This window comes from Aminobacter sp. MET-1 (assembly GCF_026521175.1).
Classification (GTDB): domain Bacteria; phylum Pseudomonadota; class Alphaproteobacteria; order Rhizobiales; family Rhizobiaceae; genus Aminobacter.
In genome coordinates this window covers 1-2164 of the sequence record NZ_JAMSHL010000053.1, presented here as the reverse complement: position 1 = coordinate 2164, position 2164 = coordinate 1, and the positions used below count along the sequence as shown (strand labels likewise).

Annotated in this window: 2 protein-coding genes; both read left to right on the top strand. The window is 60.6% G+C overall.

From position 1 onward, the window contains the following. Nucleotides 1-447 precede the first annotated feature (447 nt). Nucleotides 448-1254, top strand: a complete 807-nt coding sequence (locus NDO48_RS28940; RefSeq protein ID WP_267322873.1) for a glycosyltransferase family 32 protein — start codon at nucleotides 448-450, stop codon at nucleotides 1252-1254. A gap of 19 nt (nucleotides 1255-1273) precedes the next feature. Continuing rightward, complete coding sequence (locus tag NDO48_RS28935; protein ID WP_267322872.1) at nucleotides 1274-2005, top strand: phytanoyl-CoA dioxygenase family protein; 732 nt, start codon at nucleotides 1274-1276, stop codon at nucleotides 2003-2005. The last annotated feature ends 159 nt before the right edge of the window (nucleotides 2006-2164 follow it).

Genomic DNA, 2164 nt, shown 5'->3' with positions numbered 1-2164 from the left:
TCCAGAATGGACCGGCAGCAGACTCATCCAGGACCGAACCCACCCGGCGTCGGCGTGACGACAATAACCGCCTCGCCGGCATGAGGTCGGCCAACTCGGAAGAGCAGGTGCTCCATTTCACGACCGCCACCACAACATTCCTAGGCAAGGCAATCTCACTGAGAGTGTTAGGCACGCGCGCAGTGGCATCACGCCACCTTAGAGAACTCGGCTTGGCTCTGCCATGAACCATGCCTCCGCCTGGCGGGCGCTCGCCTGTGGCCAGTTCAACGCAAACTATCTTCAGCGAAAATGGGATGACATCGGTTCATCCTACGCGGGAGCTTAGGAGACAGGGCTCTACCGTGCTGATCGCCGCAATATCCAAATTAGCGCCCTTGCAGATATCTCTTGACCTGCTGCGCATTGCAGCCCGAGAAAGCGGGGCAAGCGTTTCAGGGGTAATGGATGTCGACCAGGCCGCAGCGGCTCTTCCAGATCATGATCACCGATGAAGAGCAGCCCGTGGCGGCAACAACCGACACCTTCGCACGTAACGTCGACTCGCTCAGGGCTGTCTATCCCGACGCTGAATACCGGCGTTACGGCAACAGGGAGCTGGTTGCGTTTCTTGCCGACACCTATCCCGCGGCGGTGCTGGACGCCTATCAGGCGCTGGCGCCCTATGCATACAAGGCGGATCTTGCCCGCTATTGCCTGCTGCATACCTATGGCGGCTTGTACTCCGACTTGTCCTATCTCCATCTCCGCCCCATCGAGATCGATGCGCGTCACGACATGGTGGTCTTTCGCGACATTGCAGGCCATCCGTCGTGGGCCGTGAGCAACGCCGTCATCTATGCAGAGGCCGGCAACCCGGTACTGGAGCGTGCGATCGACCGCATCGTCGAGCATTGCAATATGCGCTTCTACGGCCATTCGTCGCTGGAACCGACCGGCCCCTACATGTTCGGACGCGTCCTCGCAGAGACTTCCAACTGGACTTCCATTGCGTTCGGCGACTCGCCGCGCCTGAACATCGACGGCACCGGCCGGGTAAATATCGTCAAGGTGATGCCCACCGGCGAAGTGGTGGCTATCCGCAACAAGACGAGGGAGGGCGAATTCAGCGACCTGGTTGCTTCCGGAGGCAACAACTACAACGACTTGTGGCGCAATCGGCGCATCTGGGGCGAACCGGACAGCCGCGGCGTCGTCGAACGGTTACGCGCGGGCATCAAGATGCGGCGGGCCAACAGGCGTCGGCCCCGATGATCGGCATGGATGGATTGGCATGGATATGACACTGACCGAGCAATGCCGGGAGCAAGGGTACTGTGTTCTGCCGTCCGTCTTCAGCGAGGCCGAAATCGAAATATTCCGCACGGCTACCACCGAGAATCTCGGCCGAATGGGCCGGACACGGGACATCTCCCACTCATACCACCTTGCCGGGTTCCATCGCTTTCCGTCATTGACGGCCGTTCACACCCGGATCGCCGGAAACGACAGGCTGGCGCGGTTCCTGACTGCCTGTTACGGCGACACGCCATATTATGCGCTCGGCCTCAGCGACATCACTGTCAACCGCTCCCAGCATTGGCATACCGATCTGCTGCGCGGCCGCTACAGCCATTTCCTCGATCAATGCGACCCCTGGTCGGAAGAAGCTGGCGTCTGTCTCAAGGCGCTGGTCTATCTGCAGGATGGTTCAAGCTTGCGCCTCGTGCCGCGGTCGCACCTGTCGCCCTTGCCCTTGGACGATGCCGCTCTGGAATGCCTGGCTGACACTGAGGACGACATAGTTCGCGTCGAAGTCAGGGCCGGCGACGTTGTGATGATGGATATCCGCGCGCTGCACCGGGGCTCAACGGATGACGACATGCGCAGTACCACGCTCGTGCAGCACCCTAAGATTCTGGTGTCGACCGTATTCGGTCCGATCGCGTCGCCGCTTTCATGTGCGATGGCAATCGGCAATGCCCATCGCATGGCCGACTGGGACCGGCTTTATCTCAACCGGTGAACGCTCTTCCCGGATGACAGCGCCGTCAGATCCGTGCCGTTTGCGCAAAGTCCCGGTAAGCCGCTTCAAAGGATCTCGTTTCGCCCCGCGCTGACAACTGTCGCTTGGTCGTCAGGCTCTTTGTTGACGGGACGTTTGGTTCGACGGGTATCTGGGGGG